This is a genomic window from Microbacterium sp. EYE_78 (assembly GCF_023149035.1).
Classification (GTDB): Bacteria; Actinomycetota; Actinomycetes; order Actinomycetales; family Microbacteriaceae; genus Microbacterium.
In genome coordinates this window covers 151,737-175,094 of sequence record NZ_JAHXMY010000001.1, presented here as the reverse complement: position 1 = coordinate 175,094, position 23,358 = coordinate 151,737, and the positions used below count along the sequence as shown (strand labels likewise).

The following is a 23,358-nucleotide window of genomic DNA, read 5'->3' as shown; positions in this document are numbered from 1 at the left end:
CGCCGGGGGCCTCAGGCGAAGCGGACCCAGTTCGCGCCGCGGCCCGTCTCGGCGCGGTCCGTCCGTTCGAGCTCGGCACCGGCGATGCGGTACGCCGTCACCGTCGTTGACCGCTCGCCGGCGGCGACGAGCGCGGTGCGGTCGGGGCTGATGGCGAAGCCGCGCGGCTGCGTCTCGGTCGGGACGAATCCGGCCGGGGGAGTGAGCGAGCCGTCCTCGCGGACGGCGAGCGCGGCGAGCGTGCTGGCCGTCCGCTCCGACGCCCAGACGACCCCCTCGCTCAGGTGGATGTCCGCGCCCCAGACGTAGTGGTTCTCTCGCGGGTCCTCGTCGATCACGCTGTGGCGCAGCTTCTCGGACGGGTCGTGCGCGGGCGTGCTCGATCGCAGCTCGAGGCCACCGGTCTGCGGGTCGCGTGCATACTGCAGCACCTCGCCGGTGAACTCCGTCAGCACGTAGACCGCGCTCTCGTCGTCGGCGAACGCGAGGTGGCGCGGGCCGCTGCCCTCGGGAGCTGCGACGACCTCGGGATCGAGCGGGGCGAGCGTCAGGTCGTCCTCGACCCGGTACTGCGCGATCACGTCGGCTTCGAGCGAGACGAAGTAGGCGAACCGGCCGTCCGCGCTCGCCAGCACGCTGTGCAGTCGGGGGAAGCGGACCTCCGACACCGGGTCCGACACCGCGCCGTCGTCGCCGACCGCACACACGATCCCGTATCCGCCTGCGTACGCGGCGCCGAGCAGTGCTGCCCCGTCGCGGGTGAGCGCGAGGTAGTTCATCGCGCCGCCGGGCAGCGCTCGGCGCGAGCGCGGGGTGAGTTCGCCGGTCTCGCGATCCAGCGAAAGGGTGAGGATGCCGGCATCCGGATGCTCGTCGTCCCTCTTGACCGACGCGTAGACGAGACCGCGGTCGACGTCGACGGCGAAGTTCGAGCAGCCGGTGATCCCGGTCGTCACCGCGAGCCGCTCGAGTGCGCCGTCCGTGAGGCGGAACGTGCTGATCGAGGAATCACCGGCATTGGCCACGAGGACGAGCGAAGACGACATGCATCGATCGTATTCCTGCGGCCGGTGCCGATGAGGGCGGGAGTAGGGTCGGACGGTGAGCTGTTCCCCGGACCGTCGCCCGTGACCGCCCCCGCGACCTCCGTGCGGACGCCCCGGTACTACCTCGGCGCGCTGCTGATCGGATTGCTCGCCGGCCTCATGTCGGGCATGTTCGGCGTCGGCGGGGGCACCGTCATCGTGCCCCTGCTCGTGGGGCTGCTCGCCTTCGACCAGCGCCTCGCGGCCGGAACGTCGCTCGCCGCGATCGTCCCGACGGCCGCCGTCGGCGTCGTCTCGTACGCGGCGACCGGATCGGTCGCGTGGATCCCCGCGATCATCCTGGCTGCCTTCGCCGTGGGGGGCGCCCAGATCGGCACCTGGCTGCTGGCCCGACTGTCGCAGAACGCCATCCGGTGGGGGTTCGTCGCCTTCCTCGTCGTCGTCATCGTCATGCTCTTCATCGTCGTGCCGTCGCGGGATGCGGAGGTGCCGCTCACCTGGCTGACCGGCATCGGCTTCGCCGTCCTGGGTGTGTTCACCGGTGTCATGGCGGGCCTGCTCGGCGTCGGCGGGGGAGTGATCGTGGTGCCCGCGCTCATGTTCCTCTTCGGCACGAGCGACCTCGAGGCCAAGGGCACCTCGCTGCTCATGATGATCCCGACGGCGATCTCGGGGACGGTCGGCAATCTGCGTCGCCGGAACGTCGACCTCGTGGCCGCTGCCGTCATCGGCGTGTCGGCGTGCACCACCACGGCGCTCGGCGCGTGGATCGCCACCCTCATCGACCCGCTGACCGCCAACATCCTGTTCGCGGCGTACCTCGCCTTCATCGCGGTGCAGATGGCCGTGAAGGCCTGGCGGTCGCGTCGACGCGCCTGAGGCGTTCGGCCTCGGGCGGGAGGCGCCCGGCCTGGGTCGGAAGGGCGCCCGGTAGGATCGAGCGGTGCCCGTGAATCCCGAGTTGCAAGGCCGCGCGTTCCCGCCGACCACCCCGTACCTCGTCGGCCGCGAGAAGGTGCGCGAGTTCGCCCGCGCCGTCTTCGCGACCGACCCGCAGCACGACGACCCGGCCGCGGCGGAGGCTCTCGGCTACGCCGACGTGGTCGCGCCGCCGACCTTCGCGATGGTCGTCCAGGACATCACGCTGCAGCAGCTCCTCGCCGAGCCGGACTCGGGCATCGTCCTCGAGCGGGTCGTGCACGCCGAGCAGCGCTTCCGGTACACGCGGCCCATCGTCGCGGGCGACGAGCTGTCGGCCCAGCTGACCGTCACCGGCATCCGCGCCTTCGGCAAGGGTGCGATGGTCACGAGTGAGGCCGAGATCACGGATGCCGCGGGCGACCACGTCGTGACCGCGACGAGCGTCCTGCTGGTGGGAGGAGACGAATGACCCTCGAGATCGGCACCGTCGTCGCCGAGCGGACCGTCCACCTGTCGCGAGCCGCGCTGGTCCGCTACGCGGGGGCGTCGGGCGACTTCAACCCCATCCACTACAACGACGCCGTCGCCGAGCGCGTCGGGCTTCCCGGCGTCCTGGCGCACGGCATGCTGACCATGGGTGTCGCGGTCGAGACGATCGTCGAGTGGCTCGGCGACTCCGGCCGCATCCTGGAGTACGGCGTCCGCTTCACCCGCCCCGTCGTCGTCGACACCGACGCGGGTGCCGACGTGCAGGTCGTCGCCAAGGTCGGCGCCGTGGACGACGACGCCCTCCGCATCGATCTGACCGTCTCGCACGAGGGCACGACGGTCCTCGGCAAGGCGCAGGTGCGCGTGCGCGCGGCATCCTGATCCGCATGGCCGAGATCGCACCGCGTCCGCTCGCGGACCTCACCACCCTCCGCGTCGGCGGCACCCCGGAGCGGATGGTCGAGGCGACGACGACGGACGAGCTCGTCGCGGCGCTCCGCGACGTCTGGGCTTCGGGCGATCGCTGGATCGTCGTCGGCGGCGGATCGAACCTGCTCTTTGCGGACGGCGAGTTCGACGGCACCGCGATCCTGGTGCGCACGTCGGGGATCGAACGCCTGCCGTCGCCGAACCCGGGTCGCGTGCGGCTCAAGGTGCAGGCCGGGCACTCCTGGGACGACCTCGTCGCCCAGACCGTGGCGGCTGGGCTCAGCGGCATCGAGGCGATGTCGGGGATTCCGGGGACGACGGGGGCCGCACCCATTCAGAACGTGGGCGCCTACGGGCAGGAGATCGTCGAGACGCTCGTCGAGGTCGACCTCATCGACGAGGCGACCGGCGAGGTCTCGACCGTCCCGGCATCCGAACTGGGGCTGGGCCTTCGGACATCCGTCCTCAAGAAGCACTACGGGTCGGTGCCCGAACGCTCGGCCGTGATCCTCTCCGTCACGCTCGAGCTCGCACAGGTCGGGCACGGCGACGTGCGAGTCCGCGGTCAGCAGCTGCGCTCAGCGCTCGGACTCGAGGCGGATGCCGCGGTCTCGCTCGCGTGGATCCGCGACACGGTCCTCGAGATCCGCGGACGCAAGGGCATGGTCCTCGACGACGCCGACCACGACACGTGGAGCGCCGGCTCGTTCTTCCAGAACCCCGTCGTCTCGGCCGGGTTCGCCGCCACACTGCCCGCCGAGGCGCCGCGATGGCCGGTGGTCGTCACGGAGCGGGAGGACCGGGTCATCCCGCTCGACCGGTTCGACGGGTTCATCCCGCCGCAGCCGGGCGGGGTGCCGCCCGTCAAGATCAGCGCGGCCTGGCTCATCGAGCAGGCCGGGATGCGGAAGGGCTTCCACCTGCCGCGCTCGCGGGCGTCGCTGTCGACGAAGCACGCGCTCGCCCTCACCAATCGGGGGAACGCGACGGCCGAGGAGGTCGCGGCGCTCGCCCGGCTGATCCAGCAGCGGGTGCAGTCCGAGTTCGGCGTCCTCCTGCAGCCCGAGCCGGTGCTCTTCGACGTCGAGCTCTGAGCGCTCGGGTCACTCGCGCCGCGGGTCGAAGCGCCCCGCGCGGTGGAGCGCGTCGAGACGGCGACGTTCGAGGAACCGCCGCTCCGGATCGCTGGGGGCACGGGATGCGGCGAGGGCGTACAGATCGGCGGCCTCGGAGAGCCGGCCGGCACGTCGCAGCATGTCGGCGCGGGTGGCGGGCACCAGGTGCCCGCCGGCGAGATGCCCCGATGCCACGGTGTCGTCGAGCGCGATGAGCCCTCGCTCCGGCGAGTCCGCGAACGAGACGGCGATCGCCCGATTCAGCGCGACCACGGGGGAGTCCACGAACCCGCCCAGCTCGTCGTACAGCTCGACGACCTGCCGCCACGGCGTCTGCGCGGGGCTGGCGGAGAGGGCGTGGACTCCGGCGATCTCGGCCTGCACCCGGTAGGAGGTGCGCCGCACGACCGGCACCCGCAGCAGCGCGGCCGCCTCGTCGATGTCGCCCCGGTTCCAGAGCGAGCGGTCCTGCTCGTCGAACGGGACGACGGCACCGCCCACGACCCGCGCGCGCCGACGGGAATGCTGCAGCAGCATGAGCGCCAGGAGCGCCCGTGGGTCGTCCCGCTGCTCCACCGGGACGAGCTCGACGAGCATCCGCGCGAGTCGGATCGCCTCGCCGGCCAGGTCGTCGCGGAGCGGCTGACCCCCCGCGCTCGAGTAGCCCTCGGAGAAGATCACGTACAGGACGCTGAGGACGCCGTGCAGCCGGTGCGGGAGCTCCGACTCGTCGGGGACGCGGTAGGGCACGCCTGCTCCGGCGATGCGACGCTTCGCCCGCACGATCCGTTGCGCCATCGTCGGAGTGGACACCAGGAAGGCGCGGGCGATCTCGTCGGTCTGCAGCCCGCCCACGATCCGGAGGGTCAGCGCGACGCGCGCCTCGAGCGCGAGCGCCGGATGGGCGCAGGTGAAGATGAGCCGCAGGCGGTCGTCCACGCGCTCCTCCCACCCGAGGGTCGCCTGATCCGCCGGATCGCCCGAGACGTGCCGGCCGGCGAGGGTGTCGGCGATCCCTTGCGCGTCCGCGCGTCGACGCTGTGCGGCGTGTCTGCGCAGGGCATCCACGGCCGCCCGGCGGGCGACGGTGAGCAGCCACGCGCCCGGCGCATCGGGAACCCCGTCCGCGGGCCAGCTGGCTGCGGCGCGCGCGAACGCCTCCTGCGCGGCGTCTTCGGCGACGGTCCAGTCGCCAGTCGCACGGATCAGCGTCGCGACGATGCGCGACCATTCGTCGCGGTGGGCGCGGGTGAGGATGTCGGCGACATCCTCACCGCGCCCCTCACCGGTGATGACTCACTCCTGGGCGTCCCGCTCGGCCGGACGCCCGGCGTCATCGAGTTCCAGCGGCCAGAACGGGCGGAGCTCGAGTCGGCCGAAGCGGGCCATCGGATGCTTCGCCGCGACCTCGATGGCCTCGTCGAGATCGCGACACTCGAGGATGTCGAACCCGGCGATCCACTCCTTCGACTCGGTGAAGGGGCCGTCCGTCACGAGGAGCTCTCCGGCGCGGACGCGGACCGTCGTCGCATCGGTCGCGGGGCGCAACCGCTCGCCGTCGACCGCCACGCCTCGAGCGGTCATCTCCTCCACCCACGAGCCGATGGTGTCCTGCTCGCGGTCATAGGGCTCGGCTTCGGGGTCGACGGCGACGAACATGATGTAGCGCATCGGGATCTTCCTCTCGTTGTGATCGACACGGTATGCATGATCGACGCACGAGGACACCCGGATTCGACACCTCGCCGGAATCCGGCGCCGAAGCGTCAGGCGAACAGGCGCTGGAGGCGCTGCACGCCCTCGAGGAGCTGGTCGTCGCCGAGCGCGTAGGACAGTCGCAGGTACCCCGACGGCCCGAACGCCTCACCCGGGACCACTGCCACCTCGGCCTTCTCGAGGATCAGGTCGGCGAGCTCAAGCGACGTCTCCACGCGCGCGCCGTGCCACTCCCGGCCGAGCAGGCCCGTCACGTCGGGGTAGACGTAGAAGGCGCCGAGCGGGTTCGGCACGGTGACACCGGGGATCTTCGACAGCTCGGCGACGATGGCGCCGCGGCGCTGGTCGAAGGACTGCCGCATCTTCTCGGCCTCGTCCTGCGGTCCGGTCAGGGCGGCGAGTGCGGCGCGCTGCGCGACGTTGTTCACGTTCGAGCTCAGGTGCGACTGCAGGTTGGCAGCCGCCTTGATCGCGTCGGCGGGGCCCACCATCCAGCCCACGCGCCACCCGGTCATCGCGTAGGTCTTCGCGACGCCGTTGACGAGGATCGTCTGACCGGCGAGGTCGGGGACGGCCTCGACGATCGACACCGCACGGGCGCCCTCGTAGACGAGGTTCTGGTAGATCTCGTCGCTGATGACCCAGATGCCGTGCTCCAGCGCCCACTCGCCGATCGCCTTCGTCTCCTCAGGGGTGTAGACGGCACCGGTCGGGTTCGATGGCGAGACGAAAACGAGCGCCGTCGTCTTGTCGGTGCGGGCAGCCTCGAGCTGCTCGACGGTGACCTTGTACTCCTGGTCGGCCCCCGCGAAGACCTCGACGGGCACGCCGTCGGCGAGGGCGATCGCCTCGGGGTAGGTCGTCCAGTACGGCGCGGGCAGCAGCACCTCGTCGCCCGGGTTCACGACCGCCTGGAAGGCCTGGTACACGGCCTGCTTGCCGCCGTTGGTGACGATGATCTGCGAAGGCGAGACCTCCAGACCCGAATCGCGGAGGGTCTTGGCGGCGATCGCCTCGCGGAGCACGGGCAGGCCCGCGGCGGGGGTGTAACGGAAGTTGGCGGGGTCGCGAAGCGCCTCGGCCGCGGCATCCACGATGAACTGCGGGGTCGCGAAGTCAGGCTCTCCCGCCGCGTACGAGATGACCGGTCGGCCGGCGGCCTGGAGGGCCTTGGCCTTGGCGTCGACCTTCAGGGTCGCGGACTCGGCGATGGCGGTCAGTTTGCGGGAGAGGGGTGCGCGTTCGGTCACCCTCCGAGCGTACCGTCGGGGTGGTCGGCGGTCACCGGCCGAACGGTGCTCACGAGGTGGTCGGCAGCCAGACCCGCATGGTCGACGGCCCTCGGTTGCCCCAGTCGCGGTACGGCACGAGGCGGACGGATGCCGGTGCGACCCCCGAGGCGTCCGGGTCGCCGTACGGCCACGGCGCCGAACCCGCATCCCGCACGCCGACGGCCACCCAGATCCCGCCGTCGCGTTCCTCCGGGCACACGTCTGCGGCGACGACCGCGGTGTCGACCGATGCGCCGAGGTCGACGGACTCCAGCGCGTAGACGACGGGACCGCGTTCGACGGCGACACAGCCGCGGACGGCGTCGATGAGCGGATGCGGGTGGGTCACCCGCGGCGCCATCGGCAGGTGCAGCTCGATGACGTCGCCGACCCGGAAGGCCCGGCGGACGTCGACCCGTCCAGGGTCGACGGCGCGGCGGGAACCGCCGTCGACCAGGGTCGCGCCGCCGGCCCACGACGGAACCCGCAGCGAGAGGGTCCACGGCGCCGCCGGCGTCTCGGTGACGTGCACGAGGATCGTCCCCTGCTCGGGGTAGACCGTCTCCACCCGCAGGCCGATGGGCTCGCCGAACGGTGCACGGGTGCGGATCTCGGCTGCGGCGTACTGGTGCAGCTGCACGCCCTCGTCGTCGGCGGTCGCGACGTAGGACCCGAGCGCGGCGAGTGTGCGCGCGACGTTCGGAGGGCAGCACGACACGTCGAACCACGGTGCACGCAGGGACGACGACGCCCGAGGGGACGTCCCTGACGGATCGACCGCCTGTCCGGGCGTGCGCTGGTGCAGCGTGTTCGCGTAGAAGAACGACCTGCCGTCGTCCCCCACGGCGGTCGCGACGACGTTGAAGAGCGTCCGCTCGATGAGATCGGCGTGCGCCGTGGCGCCGTCGGCGAGGAGCAGGCGCCAGGAGAGCATGACCGAGGAGACCCCGGCGCACGTCTCCGAATACGCGCGGTCCGGCGGGAGCTCCCAGTCCTCGCCGAACGCCTCGTCCTGGTGATGGGACCCCTGGCCGCCCGTGAGGTAGGTGCGCCGGGCGACGGCGTGCGCCGTCTGGCGGCGGACGGCATCCAGCAGGTCATCGTCTCCCTGCTCCACGGCGACGTCGACGGCGCCCGCGGCGAGGTAGTTCGCCCGGACGGCGTGACCTCGGAGCGCATCCGCCTCGAGGACGGGGACGTCGTCCTGGAAGTAGGACCTGCCCCACTCGATGTCGGCGAGCGTCCCGCGCCCGCGCCGGTCGATGAACAGCGACGCCTGCGCGATGTAGCGCGGCTCAGCGAGCGCGCGACCGAGTTCTGCGAGGCCCGTCTCGACCTCGGCGTGACCGCAGACGCGTTCGATGCCGCCGTCGCCGAAGGTCCGGCAGACGAGGTCGGCGGCGCGTCGCGCCACGTCGACGAGTCCGTCGTCCGCGTCGGGGCGGGTGCGGGATCGCGCGACCGCCGCCTGGAAGAGGTGCCCGAGGCAGTACAGCTCGTGGCCCCATTCGAGGGCGGACCAGCGCGGGTCTTGCCCTGTGCGTCCGAACATCGTGTTCAGGTACCCGTCCGACTCCTGCGCGGCGGCGATCCGCGCGACCGTGCGGCGGAACTCCTCCTCCGCACGATCGTCGGGCCTGCGTCCCAGCTCCCACGCGAGGGCTTCGAGGTACTTGAACACCTCGGAATCGGAGAACTCCCGTCCGCGCCGCCCGCCGGGCAGTGCGCCGGCGGCGGCGAGGTCGAAGTTGGGCAGCCACCCCTCCGATTCCAGGCGCGCCCGGATGTGCGGGATCGTCGCCGACGCGTTGCGCGCCTGGAGCTCGTTCCAGAACCCGTCGGTGAGGCGCACCTCCGTGAGCCCCAGGGGGCGCAGCCGGCCGTTCGAGGGGACAGCGGGCGCGACCGGCCCGGAGAGCACTGGTGCGGTGGTCGAGGTCGCCCCGGTGGGGGAAGCGGCCGGAGTGGTCCCGGTGGTCGAAGGCATCTTGGTCATCCCTTGAAAGCGCCGGACATGAAGCCGCGGACGTAGTGGCGTTGCAGGATCAGGAACAGGAGGATGCACGGCAGCGCGAGGACGACGACGCCCGCCTCGGTCGCGCCGTAGTCCACCACCCCCTGTACCTGCCCGCGCAGGTTCGCGACCGCGAGCGGCAGCGTCATCCGCGCGGAATCGTTGATGAGGATCAGCGGGGCGAAGAAGTCATTCCACGCGGTGAGGAAAGCGAACAACCCCACGGTGATCAGGCCGGGCTTCACCGCGGGCAGGAGGACGCGCCACAGCGCACTGAAGGTCGAGCAGCCGTCGACCATCGCCGCCTCGTCGAACTCGCGGGGGACCGACTCGAAGGACACCCGCATCATGAACATCGAGAACGGGAGCTGGAACATCGTGATGACGAGCGCCACGCCGACCAGCGAGTTCTGGAGCCCCACGGCGTTCAGCAGCACGTACAGCGGGATGAGGAGTGTCGCGTACGGCACCATCAGGATCGCCAGCACGAGCAGGAACAGGACGTTCTTGCCGGGGAACGAGAACCGTGCGAACGCGTAGCCGCCGGTCAGCGACAGGAGCAGGGTGAGGGCCACCGTCAGGAGGGACACGAAGAGCGAGTTGCCGAGGTAGACCCACACGCCCGCCTGATAGTCGGCGAGGGCGAGGTAGTTGCCGAACCCCCAGCCGTCGGTCTGGCTGGTGCCCGCCCGGGGCCCCAACGATGAGACGGCGGTCCAGATCAGCGGGTACAGGAAGATGATCGCGAGTGCCGTCGTGAAGACGGCGGAGGGGATGCCCAGCACGACGCGCTGTGCGCGAGAGCGACGGCGCCGGGGCGAGGTCGGTGTCGAACCGGGTGCGATGAGGGTGCGGGTGGCGGTGACGGTCATCGAGGTCAGCTCTCGTCGGGGCGCCGGAAGGCGCGCAGCTGGAAGATGTTGATCACGATCAGGGCGAGGAGCACGATGACCGACAGCGCCCCCGCGATGCCGAGGTCGTTCTGGCCCTGGAACGCGACGCTGTAGATGAGCTGCACCACGGTGACCGTGCTGTTGTCGGGGCCGCCCTTGGTGAGGATGTAGAACTGCTCGAAGGCGAGGAGCGATCCGGTGACGCACATGACCGTCGTCAGTGCGAAGGTCGGGCGCAGCAGCGGCACGGTGATGTCGCGGAAGGTCTGCCACCGGGACGCGCCGTCGATCCGCGCGGCTTCGTACACCTCGTCGGGGATGCCCTGCAGCCCGACGAGCATGAGGAGCATGTAGAAGCCGGCGTAGCGCCAGACGATGAGGAACACCGTCGACCACAGCGCGCCCTCCGGCGTGCCGAGGAAGGTGATGCCCCAGGCATCCATCAGGTCGGCGAACGGCCCCGCGATCGGCGAGTAGAGCACGTAGAAGAGCAGTGATGCGGATGCGAGGCCGAGGGCGCTCGGAACGAGGAACGCCGTCCGGAGGAACCCCTTCCATCGCGTCGATTCCTGCACGAGGAGCGCGAGACCCAGACCGAGACCGATCAGGAGGACCGTCGTCACCGCGGTGTAGAGCACCGTGAATCGGATCGAGTCCCAGAACAGTCGGTGGTCGACGGCGTCGAGATAGTTCTCGGGAAGGTTCAGTCCCTGGTTGCCGCCGAGCAGCGGCCAGTCCGAGCCGGACATCTGCAGCACCAGCAGCAGCGGGATCACGAAGAGGAAGACGACGAACAGCGCGGTGGGGGCGGCGAACCCCCAGCCCTGCGCCGGGCCGCCGAGCGGACGGGATCGCCGTCGGCGTGCGACGGCAGGAGCGGTGACGACCATGTCGACCTTTCGGGGGCGGGGGAGGTCGGTGCCGCGCCGACGGACCGGCGCGGCACCGACCGCTGGATCACTGCTGGAGGACGGCGGTGATCTCGTCGTTGTCGGCGTCGACGGAATCGTCGTCACCGAGGACGGCGTTGCGCACGAGCGTCAGCCACGGGCTCCCGGGGGCGTTGAACGCCTGCTGGAAGTTCAGGGCGACGGGGGTGTCGCCCTGGCCGGCCACCTCGTTGATCGTCACGAGACGCGGGTCGGCGTCGGAGAATTCGTTGGACGAGAAGTCGGCGCGCGACACCACGTCCTTGTTCTTGGCGAGCACGCCCACCTGCGCGTCCTCGGACATGAGCCAGTTCAGGAAGTTCCAGGCCTGCGGGGATTGCTTCGAGTCCTTCGAGATGCCGATCCCGTCGCCGCCGACGAACGTCGATGCGCCGCCGTCGGGCCCGGCGATACCGGCCACGCCGGCGTCAAAGGGCGTCGAGGACAGGAGGGTGGCGGGGTAGTACATGAGGCCGACCTTGCCCTCGGTGAAGCCGGCGGTCCACGTCGGCCCCGCCTCGTCCTGCGAGCTCGGCAGGACGGCCCCCGAATCCCACAGGTCCTTCCAGGTGGCGTACACCTCTTTGGCGGTGTCGCTCGCGAGGAGGGACTCGGTCCCGTCATCGCTCAGGACGTCCTCGCCATCGGCCCACACCGTCGGGAACCAGGTGAAGACGAGGCATCCGCCGCAGTTGAGGCCGGTGGCGGTCCCGTAGACGTCGGGCTTGTCGAGCGCCTGGATCGCCTTGGCCGCCGCCGCGAACTCCTCGAGATCGGCCGGCGCCTTCTCGGGGTCGAGGCCCGCCTCTTCGAAGAGCTCCTTGTTCCAGAACAGCATCGAGAGGTCTAGCACGAAAGGCAGGACGTGCTCCTTGCCGTCGACGGTCCCGGCGTTGAGGTGGCCCTTGTTGATCTGGTCCTTGAAGTCGAGGCCGTCGATCTGCGCGGAGATGTCCTGGAACAGGCCCTGCTCGACCCAGTTGGGGACGTAGACGATGTCGGCGGCGAAGAGATCGGGCAGGCCGCCCGACCCGGCGGCGGCTCCGACCTTCGCGACGTAGTCGTCGTTCGGCACGACGGTGAGCTCGACCTGGTTCTCGTGCGTGTCGTTGTACGCCTCGACGAGGAGCTTCGCCTGCTTCTCGAGGGGTGCTCGCGTCCAGAGCGTCAGGGTCGACCCGTCGTCGACGCCCTCGGCCGGGATGTCCTCCGGTGCGGTGGTGCCGGGGCTGCCGCCGCCGGCGCAGGCCACGAGCGAACCGGCGAGGGCGCCGGCCGCGAGGAGTGCTGTGAGTGTCCGCCGTCGGGAGCGGCGGGAGAAGGTGTTCATCGCGATGTCCTCTAACTCTTCGTCGAGTGGATGCTGCAGCGGGCGCCGCAGGCACCGGGTGCTGCCTCCGGTTCCGAAAATATCGAAACCCATTTCGGGACGATAGCGGGACGAAGGGGTAGGGTCAATGCAGTCCACCGAAATGATTTCGAAAAGGGTTCGCATGACCACTGGCGACACCGGCGCTCGGACGACGACGCTCAGCGACGTCGCGCGGGCGGCGGGCGTCTCGCTGGCGACCGCATCCAAGGCGATGAACGGTCGCAGCGACGTCGCCCCCGCGACCCGTCGTCGCGTCCTGGACGTCGCCGAGGACCTCGCCTTCACGCCGAATGCGATGGCGCGGGGCCTTCTGGCGGGGCGGACGGGCACCGTGGGCCTGCTCACCAGCGACCTGGACGGTCGCTTCATGCTGCCGATCCTGATGGGGGCGGAGGACGCCTTCGGTGCCGGCCAGGTCAACGTCTTCCTCTGCGACGCGCGTGGTGATGCGATCCGCGAGCAGCATCATCTGCGAGCCCTGCTGAGCCGGAGGGTCGACGGCATCATCGTCGTGGGCCGTCAGACCGATCCGCGCCCCTCGCTCGGTCAGGACATCCCGGTACCGGTCGTCTACGCGTATGCGCCCTCGGACGACGACCGTGACCTCTCCCTGACTCCCGACAATCGCGCCGGCGGTCGCCTGGCCATCGAGCATCTCATCGCGTGCGGGCGGACCCGCATCGCGCACATCTCCGGCGACCCCACGTACGCGGCGGCGCGGGAGCGACTCGAGGGCGCGAAGGCGGCGCTGGCCGATGCCGGCCTGGACTTCGTCGGCGATCCGGTCTCGGGGGACTGGTCGGAGCACTGGGGGCGCGAGGCATCCGCCACCCTGCTCACCCGGTACCCGGAGATCGACGGGGTGTTTGCGGCATCCGACCAGATCGCCCGCGGCGTGCTCGACACTGCGCGGGATCTCGGCCGGTCGGTGCCCGAGGACCTCGCGGTCATCGGATACGACAACTGGGAGCTCCTCGCGACCAACTCACGCCCGGAACTCACGAGCATCGACGCCAATCTGCAGCAGCTCGGCCGGCGGGCGGCGCAGCGCGTGTTCGAGGCGATCGACGGCTCAGAGATGGGCGAGGGCGTCCGTCACCTCCCGGTCCGGCTCGTCATCCGGGGGTCGACCGTCCCGAGGCGGTGACCTTGCTCAGCGGCTGGGTCGCGTCAGGATCTCGTTGCCGGACTCGGTGATGGCCACCGTGTGCTCGGTGTGGGCCGTCCGCGAGCCGGTCTTGCTGCGCAGTGTCCAGCCGTCCTCATCGACGATGAGCTCGTCGGTGTCGACCATGACCCACGGCTCGATCGCGAGCATGAGCCCCGGGCGCAGACGGTAGCCGCGGCCCGCGCGACCGATGTTCGACACGTGCGGGTCCTGGTGCATCGTGGTGCCGATGCCGTGACCGCCGAACTCCGTGTTCACGGGGTAGCCGGCGCCGGTGAGGACGTCGCCGATGGCGGCGGAGATGTCGCCGATCCGCGCGCCAGGCTGCGCCGCCTCGATGCCGGCGGCGAGGGCCTCTTCGGTCGCGCTGATGAGGGCGTCGTTCTCGGCGTGGGCTCCGCCGCCGACGGTGAAGCTGATCGCGGCATCCGCGGCGACGCCGCTCGTCTTGACCGCGAGGTCGAGGGTGAGCAGGTCGCCGGCGGCGACCCGCTGGTCGCGCGGCCGCCCGTGGAGGACGGCGTCGTTGACGGCCGTGCAGATGTAGTGGCCGAACGGGCCGCGGCCGAACGAGGGGGCGTAGTCGACGTAGCAGGACTCGGCGCCGGCGCCGAGGATCATCTCCTTCGCCCACTGGTCGATCTCGAGCAGGTTCGTGCCGGGCTTCACGCGATCCTTGATCCCGTGCAGGATGTCGCCGACCAGGGCGCCCGTCGTGCGGGCACGGTCGATCTGGTCGGGGGTCAGGATCTCGATCACGAAGCATTCCGTTTCATCGTCGGGCGCAACGGACCATCATATGCCCGCGGGGGCGCTTCCCAGGCCGACTCCTCTACGCTAGGGAGGTGAGTGCCCCCGAGACCCAGACCGATTCCCCCGACACCCCCGCCCTTCCGGGCTTCGATGAGCTCGGTCTGACCGGTCCCGTCCTCGCCGCCATCAAGGACCTCGGCTACGAGACGCCGTCCGCGATCCAGGCCGCGACCATCCCCGTCCTCCTCGGCGGCCGCGACGTCGTCGGCATGGCCCAGACCGGCACCGGCAAGACAGCCGCGTTCGCGCTGCCGATCATGGAGAACCTCGACCTGACGCAGAAGACGCCGCAGGCGCTGGTCCTCGCCCCGACCCGCGAGCTCGCGCTCCAGGTCTGCGAGGCGTTCGAGTCCTACGCGGCCCGCATGAAGAACGTGCACGTCCTCCCCGTCTACGGCGGTCAGGGCTACGGCGTGCAGCTGTCGGCGCTCCGGCGCGGCGTGCACATCGTCGTGGGAACCCCCGGTCGCATCATGGACCACCTCGAGAAGGGCACCCTCGACCTCTCCGCGCTGAAGAACCTCGTCCTCGACGAGGCCGACGAGATGCTGAAGATGGGCTTCGCCGAGGACGTCGAGCAGATCCTCGCGCAGACCCCCGCCGAGAAGCAGGTCGCGCTGTTCTCGGCGACCATGCCGGCATCCATCCGCCGTCTCGCGCAGCAGTACCTGCGCGACCCGGAGGAGATCACGGTCAAGACCAAGACCTCCACCAACACGAACATCACGCAGCGCTACCTGATCGTGTCGTACCAGCAGAAGGTCGACGCCCTCACTCGCATCCTCGAGGTCGAGGACTTCGACGGGATGATCATCTTCGTCCGCACGAAGAACGAGACCGAGACCCTTGCCGAGAAGCTGCGTGCCCGCGGGTTCAGCGCGGCGCCGATCAACGGCGACATCCCGCAGCCGCAGCGCGAGCGCAGCATCCAGCAGCTGAAGGACGGCAAGCTCGACATCCTCGTCGCGACGGACGTCGCCGCCCGCGGCCTCGACGTGGAGCGCATCAGCCACGTCGTGAACTTCGACATCCCGACCGACACCGAATCGTACGTGCACCGCATCGGCCGTACCGGCCGCGCCGGGCGCAAGGGCGACGCGATCAGCTTCGTCACACCGCGCGAGCGCTACCTGCTCGCGCACATCGAGCGCGCGACGCGGCAGGCGCCCACGCAGATGCAGCTGCCGACGACCGAGGACATCAACTCGACGCGCCTTGCGCGCTTCGACGACGCGATCACGGCCGCGTTGGGCGAGACCGACCGCATCGCCGGCTTCCGTGACGTCATCGCGCACTACGTCCGCAACCACGACGTGCCCGAGCAGGACGTCGCCGCCGCCCTCGCCGTCGTCGCGCAGGGCGAGACCCCGCTGCTGCTCGACCCCGCGAGCGACGAGCTCGCCAAGGCCGTCGCCGCCGACGCGGATCGCGGCGCGCGCAAGGACCGGCCGGCCCGCGCCGACGGGCCGCGCGAGCGGCGTGGCAAGGGCGACTTCACGACCTACCGCATCGCGGTCGGCCGTCGCCAGCGCGTCGAGCCGCGCCAGATCGTGGGCGCACTGGCCAACGAGGGCGGCCTCGGCCGCGACGACTTCGGCGCCATCACGATCCGGCCCGACTTCTCGCTCGTCGAGCTGCCGACGTCGATGGATGCCTCCGTCCTCGAGCGGTTGAAGGGGACGCGCATCTCGGGCCAGCTCATCGAGATCCGCCCCGACCGCGGCCGTCCCGGCGGGGAGCGCCCGAAGCGCTCTTACGACGACCGCCCCACGCGCTCGTACGGCGACCGCCCGGAGCGCAAGCCGCGGCACGGTCGCGACTGACGGGGCATCCTCGCGGTCGACTCGACTGACACGCGGCGTACGCGATCGCAATGGATCCGGCGCGACAGGCCGCCCGCGGACGGTCGCGTGCGGCGTGTCGGCCACGATCCATTGCGATCCGTGACGGGCGGATGCCGGGGGCCCGGTGCCGGGCGGATGCCGCTCAGCGGCGCTCGTCGCCGAGCATCGCCGCGCGGATGCGCTCGACCGGGATCTTCGGCGCCCGGTCGGCGGTGAGCAGGCCGTTCGTCTCCTGCAGGGTGTCGGTGAGCTGCGTGTAGCAGAAGCCCGCCAGGGCCTCGCTGGCGCGCACGGCCTCCATCAGTCCGGTGAGCCGCTCGTCGAAGTCCTCGGCGGATGCGGCCGCGGAGTACCCCCATGCGCCGTCGGCCGACGCGGTGTCGAACGAGATGCCGCCGAACTCGGTGAGCATCACCGGCGCGCCGTCGACGTCGCCGCTGAGGATCAGCCTGCGCCCGGCGGGGCCGACGCCGTCGACGAGACGCCGGACGTCGGCATCCGTCGCGTAGCGCTGCCGCACCACCTCGGGACGCCACTCGTAGTCGTGGATCGCGACGATGTCGGTGTCGACCTGCTCCCAGCCGTCGTTCGAGACGACCGGCCGGGTCGGGTCGAGCGCCTTCGTCAGCGCCACGAGCGAGCGCGCGAAGTGCTGCATCCGCTCATCCGAGGCGATGTGCTGCACGCCCCAGCTCTCGTTGAGCGGTACCCAGGTCACGATCGAGGGGTGCGAGACGTCGCGGCGGACGACCTCGAGCCACTCCCGCGTGGTCCGCTCGACCGACTTCGTCGTGAAGGTGAACGTCGCGGGCGCTTCGCCCCACACCAGCAGCCCGAGCGAGTCGGCCGCGAACAGGAACCGCGGATCCTCGAATTTCTGGTGGACACGCGCGGCGTTGAACCCGAGCGACTTGATCAGCTCGACCTCGTCGCGCAGCGCCGACGCCGACGGGGCGGCCAGGTGCGTGTCCGGCCAGTACCCCTGGCTGAGCACCGAGCGGACGAAGTACGGCCGATCGTTCAGCCAGAAGCGGCCGCGGCCGACGTCGGCGGTGCGGATGCCGAGGTACGACGCGACGGTGTCGTCGCCGATCCGCACGTCGGCGTCGATCAGGCGCGGATGCTCGGGCGACCAGAGGAGTTCCTCGTACGCCTGCCCGTTGCCGAGCGCTGCGACGGGGAGGACGACCGACACCTCGTCGGCCGCGGCAACCGTGCGGACGGCTGCCAGACGGCCCCCCTCGAAGGAGATCTCCACCTCGATGTCGACGGCTCCCACGGGCGTCGCCGACAGTTCGATGTCGGCGCGGACGACGCCCGCCCGGGGGTCGGTGGTCCACCGCAGCGCGGTGACGTGCACGGGCGGCACGCTCTCGACCCACACCGGCTGCCAGATGCCCGAGGTGCGGTGGTACCAGATGACGTGCGGGTCCTCGCGCCAGTCCTGTTTGCCGCGGGGCTGGGCGATGTCGTGCGGGTCGTCTTCGACGCGCACGACGATCTGCGCGCCGGGCGTGGCGGACTCGGTGACATCGAGCGTGAAGGGCGTGTGACCGCCCTCGTGCGCTCCGACGCGCATCCCGCCGATCCAGACGTCGCAGCGGTAGTCGACGGCGCCGAAGTGCAGCAGCAGGCGCCGGCCGTCCGCGTGCCCTGCTGCGGCGAGGTCGGCGGGCGTCAGCTCCCGCGAGTACCAGACGACACGGTGCGAGCCCGTGTCGCCGACCCCCGAGGCGGCTGACTCCGGCGGGTAGGGGACCACGATCTCCCGTTCGGACACCCCCGACGCAGGCCAGCCCGCGGCGATGCCGCGATCGTCGTCGTCGTGCGCGAACGACCAGACGCCGCTGAGGTCGGTCCAGGTCGGACGGATCATCTGCGGGCGGGGGTGGCTGCCGTCCTGCGTGCTCGCGCGCAGCGGACCGTGGTCGTCGTCGATCATGGCGTCCAGCATGCCTCAGGTTGTGCAGCGCTGTAAACCCGCAATACCGAGGGATGCTGCGGGTCAGCTGCGGGCTGCGCACGGGGCGCTCTCGCGCACCGCGATGCGGTGCGGGGCGATCTCGTGCCGTCCGACGCCGTCGTACCCGCCGATGCGCTCGAGGAGGAGTGCCATGGCGCGGACGAAGAGGGCGTCGACGTCCGGGCTGACGCTCGTGAGGCTCGGGAAGGTGACGGCGCTCAGTCGCGTGTCGTCCCACCCGGTGACGGCGACGTCCTCGGGGACCCGGATGCCGCGCTCCTGCAGGGCCCGCAGCGTCCCGAGGGCGGCGAGATCGTCGCGGCAGACGATGGCGTCGACGTCCCAGCCGCCCGCCAGGGCGGTGCGCACGGCGGCCGCGGTGTCGGTGGCGTCGATGGATGCCGTGGCCACCAGCATCCGCGGATCTGCTGTGATCCCCGCTCCGGTCAGCGCCTCCTGGTACCCCAGCAGCCGCAGGCGGGAGGTCTCGCTGAGCGCCGTGGACTCGTGTCCGACGAACCCGATCCGGCGCCGCCCGAGGGCGAGCAGGTGCTCGGTGATCTCGCGGGCTGCGGCCACGTTGTCGATCATGACGTGGTCCATCGTGAGCGGCGCCGGGGTCTCGCCGAGGAGGACGATCGGGATCTCCGAGCGATGCCTGGCGATCTCGGCGGCACTCATCCGGGAGGGTTGGAACAGCATCCCGTCGACGAGGCCCGCCTCGGAGCTCGCGATGAGCGCGCGTTCGCCGTCGATCGTCGCGTCCGTCTCCTCGAGGAGCACGCGGTAGTCGAAGTCCGGTGCGCGACGCGATGCGACGTGGGCCAGCTCGGCGAAGTAGGGGATGGCGACGTCGGCGAAGGCGACGGCGATGAGGCCGGTCCGGCCGGTGGCGAGGCGGCGGGCCGAGACGTTCGGTCGGTAGCCCAGCTCGTCGATCGCCCGCTGCACCTTCTCGCGCATGGCCGCCGACACGTGCGGGTAGTCGCGGACGACGTTCGAGACGGTCTTCATCGAGACGCCGGCGCGTTCGGCGACGTCCTGCAGGCGCGGTCCTCGCATGAGGCTCCCTCCAAGGGTTCGCGGGACAGAGTACAGCGCCGAACGAGCGGGGCGTCGCCGACCCCGTTGACAGTCAATTTTCAGCGCTGTACATTCGACCGCACCCACCACAGCGCGCTCAGGCGACTGAGCAGGGCGTACTCAAAGGAGAGCAATCACATGACTACGCGACTCACGCGGGGCCTCGGTCTCGGCGTCGCGGCGGCCCTGGCCGTCACACTCAGCGCCTGCGGCGCGTCCGGATCCGGCGAGGGAGGGGTGTCGGGCGAGGACTACGACGGTCCTGCCGTCGAGGTCACCTTCTGGCACGGCTGGACGGGCGGTGCGGCGCCGACGATCGTGCCGAAGCTCATCGACCAGTTCAACGCCGAGCACGAGAACATCACGGTCAAGAACGTCCCCCAGGAGTGGGCCGACATCGCCTCGAAGATGCCGCTGGCCGTGAAGGCCGGCAAGGGCCCCGACGTCGCGGTCCTCCACGGCGACGACCTCGCCACCTATGCTGCCCAGAACCTGCTGCAGCCCGCCGACGAGATCATCGACGGACTCGGCTACGGGGAGGACGACTTCCCGCCGGACGTGTTCGAGATGGGCGACTTCCGCGACGCCCAGTACGCCGTCCCGTGGAGCGTGACTCCCCTCGGCCTGTTCGCGAACAAGGACGTCATGGCCAAGGCCGACCTCACCGAGATCCCGACCGACCGCGAGGGGTACCTCGACGCGCTCGAGAAGCTGAAGCAGGCCGGTGTCCAGGGGGAGTGGGTCGACGGCTACGTCTTCACCGGCACGTTCGAGTTCCAGAGTCTGCTGTGGCAGTTCGGCGGAGACCTCTACAACGACGACGTCACCGAGGCGACCTTCAACTCGGATGCCGGTGTCGAGGCGCTCACCTGGATGACCGATCTCGTCGACAAGGGCTACAGTCCGAAGAACGTCGCGCAGGACGGCAACATCAAGGCGCTCCTGGCCGGCGACACCGCGTTCAACTGGAACGGCGTCTGGCAGACCACCAACACCGCCTTCGGCGACCTCGAGTGGGAAGCGGCGCCGGTCCCGCAGATCGGCGACGAGAAAGCCGTCTGGTCGAGCTCGACCCACTGGGTCTTCCCCGCCAACAAGGGTCAGGACGAGGACAAGACCGCGGCCGCGGCGACCTTCGTGAAGTGGATGAACGACAATTCCGCCGGATGGGCGGAGACCGGGGAGCTCCCCGCCGCGAACACGGTCCGCGAGGACCCGGCGATCCTCGAGGACTACCCCAACCTCGAGCCGTTCATGGAGGAGCTGGAGTACGCGCACTACGAGACGGTCTCGCCCGGCATCAACGAGGCCAACGCCCTCATCACCACCGCCATCAACGAGGCGCTGACGGGCAAGAAGTCGCCGCAGCAGGCCCTCGACGACGCGAAGGCGAAGGCCGACGCGATCATCGAGCAGAACCAGCAGAAGTATGGCGATTGACCTCGCCGCCAAGACGGCCGTTCCGGCCGACCGCTCCGGCGGTCGGCCGGGCGGTCGCGCCGGGCGCCCCGCGCGCCGGCGTCGGACGCTCATCGCCTACCTGTTCCTGACGCCGTTCCTCGCGCTGTTCGTCACCTTCGTCATCGTCCCGGCGGTGTTCGGGGTCTGGATCAGCCTCACGAACTGGAGCCCGTTCCGCGACAGCCAGGACTTCATCGGGCTGAAGAACTACCTCGACCTCTTCACCCCCGGGTCGACGACCTCGGCGGACTTCTGGAACGCGATGCGCGCGACGGGCCTGTTCGTCGTGCTGAGCGTCCCGTTCCTCGTCGTGATCCCGCTGTTCATCGCGGTCCTGCTGAATCGCAGGCTGCGGGGTGCGACGTTCTTCCGGACCGTCTTCTTCGCCCCCTACGTCCTGGGCGTCGCGATCGTCGGTGTCATCTGGAGCTACGTCTTCGACACGCAGTCCGGCATCCTGAACCATCTGCTGAGCCTGTTGGGGCTCCCGGGCGACACACCCTGGGTGGTCGACACGCCGTGGGTCTGGGTGTCGCTGGTCGGCGTGACGGTGTGGTGGACCGCCGGGCTGAACACCGTGATCTTCCTCGCCGGGCTCAAGGGCATCAACACCGACCTCTACGAGGCCGCCGCTCTGGACGGCGCGGGCGCCGCACGCACCTTCTTCAGCGTGACGCTCCCGGGACTGCGTCCCGTCATGCTCTTCATCACGACCACCACGATCCTCGCGTCGGCGAACATGTTCGGGCAGTCGTTCCTGCTGACCAACGGCGGGCCGGGCAACGAGACGCGCACAGCGATCATGTACATTGCCGATCAGGGGCTCTCGCAGAACAACATGGCCCCGGCATCCGCCATGAGCTACGTCCTGTTCGCGTTCCTCGCGATCATCAGCGTCGTCAACTTCCGTCTGCAGCGCGAGCGCAGCGAGAAAGCCGTCTCATGACCGACACCGCCGTCCGTCCCGCCCCGCCCCAGGCTCCTGCTGAGCCCCGCCGGCGACCGCCGCGGCGTCCCGGGAACATCGTCGTCTACGCCGTCCTGGGCGCACTCGCGCTGGTCGTCATCTTCCCGCTGGTGTGGATGCTGCTCACGTCGGTGAAGACCGATGCGGATGCCGTCCGTAACCCCTACGCGCTGCCCGACCCGGCCTCGCTCGAGGCTTACCAGACGCTGCTGCTGAGCGGGCAGCAGCCGATCTTCCTGTGGCTGTGGAACAGCTTCGCCGCGGCGACGCTGCAGACGGTGCTCATCCTCGTGACCGCCTCGATGGCGGCATACGCGCTCGCGCGCCTCGAGTTCGCGGGACGGAACGTCGTCTTCGGGCTGATCATCGCGACGCTGCTCGTGCCGCCGGTCGTCTTCCTCATCCCGAACTACCTCATCGTCGAGAACTTCGGCTGGCTCGACACCGTCCTCGCGATCACCGTTCCGGGCGCGGCCAGCGCCTTCGGCGTGTTCTTCCTGCGGCAGTTCTTCCTCGGCGTCCCGGTCGAGATCGAGGAGGCCGCCCGCATCGACGGAGCAGGGGAGTTCCGCATCTTCTTCCAGGTGGCGCTCCCGCTGGCGAAGCCGGCGCTCGCGACACTCGCCGTGCTGTCGTTCCTGGGCAACTGGAACGACTTCCTGTGGCCGGTGTACGTGCTGCTGTCGCCCGAGAACATGACGCTGCAGCCGGGCCTCGCCATGCTGCAGGGCGCGTATCGCACGCACTTCGGCATCGTGATGGCGGGTGCGGCGATCGCGTCGATCCCGGTGCTCGTCCTCTTCGCCTTCGCGCAGCGCCAGATCGTGGACTCCGTCGCCGGGGCGGCGGTCAAGGGATGAGGCGCGCCGCGGCACTGATCGCCGTCCTGCTCGCGGGCGTCGCCGGGGCGGTGGGATGCGGCGCCGCGGAACCGGCGGCGTCGCCGGCGGCATCCGGACAGGCATCCGCCTCCGGCTTCGTGCTCGACGAGGACTTCCCCGATCCGGACGTGGTGTCGACGGACGCCGGGTACGTCGCCTTCGCGACCGGAAGTCACGGGCTCAACATCCGCGTGGCGACCTCCCCTGATCTCGACGCATGGACCGTCGAGCGACGCGATGCGCTGCCGACCCTGCCGGCGTGGGCGTCGCCTGGGCGGACCTGGGCACCCGAGGTGACGGCCCTCGGCGACGGCTACGTCATGTATGTGACGGCCGAGCACACCGCCTCCGGGCGCCAGTGCATCGGTGTCGCGACCGCGGCGACGCTCGACGATGCGTTCGCCCCGGCATCCGACGAACCCCTGGTGTGCCCCGTCGACGACGGCGGTGCGATCGACGCCGCCACCTTCGACGACGAGAGCGGCACGCGCTTTCTGCTGTGGAAGACCGACGGCAACTGCTGCGCCCTGCCGACCCGCATCATGATGGCGCCGCTGACCGCGGACGGCCTGTCGCTGGACGGCGACGCGGTGGAGCTGCTGCGGCAGGATCAGGCATGGGAGGGGACGCTCGTCGAAGCTCCGACGCTCGTGGCCCGGGACGGCGGGTACGCCCTCCTCTACTCCGCCAACGACTACGGCGGGGATGCGTACGCCGTCGGCGCCGCGTGGTCGGCCGAGCTCGAGGGGCCGTACGAGAAGCAGTCCGAGCCGATCCTGTCGACCGCCGGCAGCGACGGTGCCTTCCGAGGACCGGGCGGGCAGGACGTGGTGCCCACCCCCGACGGCGACGTGCTCGTCTTCCACGGCTGGGACGAGCAGTACATCTATCGCGGACTCCACACCGCCCCGATCCGGCTCGAAGCCGGCGAGGTGACGGTCGATCTCGACTGACGCACGCGTGCGAGATTGCAATGGGTGCCG

At 70.5% G+C, this 23,358-nt stretch carries 21 protein-coding genes; 10 read left to right on the top strand and 11 right to left on the bottom strand.

Going from position 1 to position 23,358, the window contains the following annotated elements; translation table 11 throughout:
* Positions 1 to 11: 11 nt before the first annotated feature.
* Positions 12 to 1,046, bottom strand: a complete 1,035-nt coding sequence (locus KZX17_RS00810; protein WP_248171484.1) for a beta-propeller fold lactonase family protein — start codon at positions 1,044 to 1,046, stop codon at positions 12 to 14.
* An 81-nt stretch (positions 1,047 to 1,127) separates the two neighbouring features.
* Between KZX17_RS00810 and KZX17_RS00805 the strand changes: the two genes are divergently transcribed.
* From KZX17_RS00805 to KZX17_RS00790, 4 genes are all read left to right on the top strand, one after another.
* Complete coding sequence (locus KZX17_RS00805; RefSeq protein ID WP_248171486.1) at positions 1,128 to 1,925, top strand: sulfite exporter TauE/SafE family protein; 798 nt, start codon at positions 1,128 to 1,130, stop codon at positions 1,923 to 1,925.
* A gap of 64 nt (positions 1,926 to 1,989) precedes the next feature.
* On the top strand, positions 1,990 to 2,436 hold the full coding sequence (locus KZX17_RS00800) for a MaoC family dehydratase N-terminal domain-containing protein (RefSeq protein ID WP_248171488.1): 447 nt from the start codon (positions 1,990 to 1,992) through the stop codon (positions 2,434 to 2,436).
* Positions 2,433 to 2,837 carry a MaoC/PaaZ C-terminal domain-containing protein gene (locus tag KZX17_RS00795; protein WP_248171489.1) on the top strand — a complete coding sequence of 135 codons (405 nt, stop codon included), beginning with the start codon at positions 2,433 to 2,435 and terminating at the stop codon, positions 2,835 to 2,837. The genes KZX17_RS00800 and KZX17_RS00795 overlap by 4 nt, the downstream gene beginning before the upstream one ends.
* Before the next feature lie 5 nt (positions 2,838 to 2,842).
* Complete coding sequence (locus KZX17_RS00790; protein WP_248171491.1) at positions 2,843 to 3,979, top strand: UDP-N-acetylmuramate dehydrogenase; 1,137 nt, start codon at positions 2,843 to 2,845, stop codon at positions 3,977 to 3,979.
* A gap of 9 nt (positions 3,980 to 3,988) precedes the next feature.
* On the opposite strand, the gene KZX17_RS00785 is transcribed toward KZX17_RS00790, so the two are convergent.
* From KZX17_RS00785 to KZX17_RS00755, 7 genes are all read right to left on the bottom strand, one after another.
* On the bottom strand, positions 3,989 to 5,221 hold the full coding sequence (locus tag KZX17_RS00785; protein WP_248177339.1) for an RNA polymerase sigma factor: 1,233 nt from the start codon (positions 5,219 to 5,221) through the stop codon (positions 3,989 to 3,991).
* Between the two features lie 75 nt (positions 5,222 to 5,296).
* Positions 5,297 to 5,671 carry a YciI family protein gene (locus tag KZX17_RS00780; RefSeq protein WP_248171493.1) on the bottom strand — a complete coding sequence of 125 codons (375 nt, stop codon included), beginning with the start codon at positions 5,669 to 5,671 and terminating at the stop codon, positions 5,297 to 5,299.
* A gap of 95 nt (positions 5,672 to 5,766) precedes the next feature.
* A complete protein-coding gene (locus tag KZX17_RS00775; RefSeq protein WP_248171495.1) occupies positions 5,767 to 6,966 on the bottom strand; it encodes a pyridoxal phosphate-dependent aminotransferase in 1,200 nt (399 codons plus the stop codon).
* Positions 6,967 to 7,015: 49 nt separating this feature from the next.
* Positions 7,016 to 8,974: a glycoside hydrolase family 127 protein gene (locus KZX17_RS00770; RefSeq protein ID WP_248171497.1), complete on the bottom strand. Its 1,959-nt coding sequence runs from the start codon at positions 8,972 to 8,974 to the stop codon at positions 7,016 to 7,018.
* 5 nt (positions 8,975 to 8,979) lie between these two features.
* On the bottom strand, positions 8,980 to 9,873 hold the full coding sequence (locus KZX17_RS00765) for a carbohydrate ABC transporter permease (RefSeq protein ID WP_248171499.1): 894 nt from the start codon (positions 9,871 to 9,873) through the stop codon (positions 8,980 to 8,982).
* 5 nt (positions 9,874 to 9,878) lie between these two features.
* Positions 9,879 to 10,784: a carbohydrate ABC transporter permease gene (locus tag KZX17_RS00760; RefSeq protein ID WP_248171501.1), complete on the bottom strand. Its 906-nt coding sequence runs from the start codon at positions 10,782 to 10,784 to the stop codon at positions 9,879 to 9,881.
* A 67-nt stretch (positions 10,785 to 10,851) separates the two neighbouring features.
* Positions 10,852 to 12,153, bottom strand: a complete 1,302-nt coding sequence (locus KZX17_RS00755; protein WP_248171503.1) for a sugar ABC transporter substrate-binding protein — start codon at positions 12,151 to 12,153, stop codon at positions 10,852 to 10,854.
* 163 nt (positions 12,154 to 12,316) lie between these two features.
* Here KZX17_RS00755 and KZX17_RS00750 point away from each other — a divergent pair, with 163 nt between their 5' ends.
* Positions 12,317 to 13,342 carry a LacI family DNA-binding transcriptional regulator gene (locus KZX17_RS00750; RefSeq protein ID WP_248171505.1) on the top strand — a complete coding sequence of 342 codons (1,026 nt, stop codon included), beginning with the start codon at positions 12,317 to 12,319 and terminating at the stop codon, positions 13,340 to 13,342.
* 6 nt (positions 13,343 to 13,348) lie between these two features.
* Here KZX17_RS00750 and map read toward each other — a convergent pair whose 3' ends face one another.
* Complete coding sequence (gene map / locus KZX17_RS00745; RefSeq protein WP_248171507.1) at positions 13,349 to 14,122, bottom strand: type I methionyl aminopeptidase; 774 nt, start codon at positions 14,120 to 14,122, stop codon at positions 13,349 to 13,351.
* 86 nt (positions 14,123 to 14,208) lie between these two features.
* On the opposite strand from map, the gene KZX17_RS00740 reads away from it, so the two are divergent.
* The gene (locus KZX17_RS00740; protein ID WP_248171509.1) at positions 14,209 to 15,999 is read left to right on the top strand and encodes a DEAD/DEAH box helicase; all 1,791 of its coding nucleotides are present in this window, start codon (positions 14,209 to 14,211) and stop codon (positions 15,997 to 15,999) included.
* A 163-nt stretch (positions 16,000 to 16,162) separates the two neighbouring features.
* Here the strand turns inward: KZX17_RS00740 and KZX17_RS00735 are convergent, their stop codons facing one another.
* Positions 16,163 to 17,962, bottom strand: a complete 1,800-nt coding sequence (locus KZX17_RS00735; RefSeq protein WP_248171511.1) for a glycoside hydrolase family 2 protein — start codon at positions 17,960 to 17,962, stop codon at positions 16,163 to 16,165.
* 63 nt (positions 17,963 to 18,025) lie between these two features.
* The gene (locus tag KZX17_RS00730; RefSeq protein ID WP_248171512.1) at positions 18,026 to 19,045 is read right to left on the bottom strand and encodes a LacI family DNA-binding transcriptional regulator; all 1,020 of its coding nucleotides are present in this window, start codon (positions 19,043 to 19,045) and stop codon (positions 18,026 to 18,028) included.
* A 159-nt stretch (positions 19,046 to 19,204) separates the two neighbouring features.
* Here KZX17_RS00730 and KZX17_RS00725 point away from each other — a divergent pair, with 159 nt between their 5' ends.
* From KZX17_RS00725 to KZX17_RS00710, 4 genes are read left to right on the top strand one after another with little or no spacing between them, the layout of a single operon-like run.
* Positions 19,205 to 20,506: an ABC transporter substrate-binding protein gene (locus KZX17_RS00725; RefSeq protein WP_217530765.1), complete on the top strand. Its 1,302-nt coding sequence runs from the start codon at positions 19,205 to 19,207 to the stop codon at positions 20,504 to 20,506.
* Positions 20,496 to 21,473, top strand: a complete 978-nt coding sequence (locus tag KZX17_RS00720) for a carbohydrate ABC transporter permease (protein ID WP_248171513.1) — start codon at positions 20,496 to 20,498, stop codon at positions 21,471 to 21,473. Before KZX17_RS00725 ends, KZX17_RS00720 begins: the two co-directional genes overlap by 11 nt.
* Positions 21,470 to 22,354 (top strand): carbohydrate ABC transporter permease, encoded by an 885-nt coding sequence (locus KZX17_RS00715; RefSeq protein ID WP_248171514.1) that lies wholly within the window; start codon positions 21,470 to 21,472, stop codon positions 22,352 to 22,354. Before KZX17_RS00720 ends, KZX17_RS00715 begins: the two co-directional genes overlap by 4 nt.
* A complete protein-coding gene (locus KZX17_RS00710) occupies positions 22,351 to 23,328 on the top strand; it encodes a glycoside hydrolase family 43 protein (protein ID WP_248171515.1) in 978 nt (325 codons plus the stop codon). Before KZX17_RS00715 ends, KZX17_RS00710 begins: the two co-directional genes overlap by 4 nt.
* The last annotated feature ends 30 nt before the right edge of the window (positions 23,329 to 23,358 follow it).